The 546-nt window shown below is 41.4% G+C and carries 1 protein-coding gene; it reads left to right on the plus strand.

From position 1 onward, the window contains the following. The coding region (locus ACT3TU_RS14355; protein WP_444784545.1) for an IS256 family transposase, variant Zn-binding type at positions 1–546 on the plus strand (546 nt) is incomplete at both ends.

The following is a 546-nucleotide window of genomic DNA, read 5'->3' on the forward strand; positions in this document are numbered from 1 at the left end:
GCGATAGTGAGTCATGAAACTAATAGTGCCTATAAGCAAGGGATTGATCACCTAGCATCGTTAGGCGTTGATATACAAAGTATTACCTGCGATGGTAGACGAGGACTGCGTACGTTATTTACCTGTACCCCATGCCAGATGTGCCAGTTTCATCAAATACAAATAGTGACCCGCTACCTCACTCGTCGCCCTAAGAACATCGCCAGTATTGAGCTTAGACAGCTCGCTTTAAACATAATACAGCTTGATAAGACAGCGTTCATAAAGCGCTTAGATCACTGGTATTTGACTCATGAAGCCTATCTTAGTGAACGTAGTACCAATGAGGATACTGGTAGAACGTGGTACACGCACAAGCGTCTTAGAAGTGCTTATCGTAGTCTACGAACCAATAGTAACTGGCTATTTACTTATCGAGAATATGAGCACTTAGATATACCAAATACGACCAATTCTCTTGAAGGGTTATTCAGTGAGTTAAAGCGACAATTGCACAGTCATCATGGGTTAAATGAGTACCGTAAGTTACGGTTTATTAAAGACTTT

The sequence above is a fragment of the Psychrobacter sp. AOP3-A1-26 genome (assembly GCF_052378235.1).
GTDB lineage: Bacteria > Pseudomonadota > Gammaproteobacteria > Pseudomonadales > Moraxellaceae > Psychrobacter.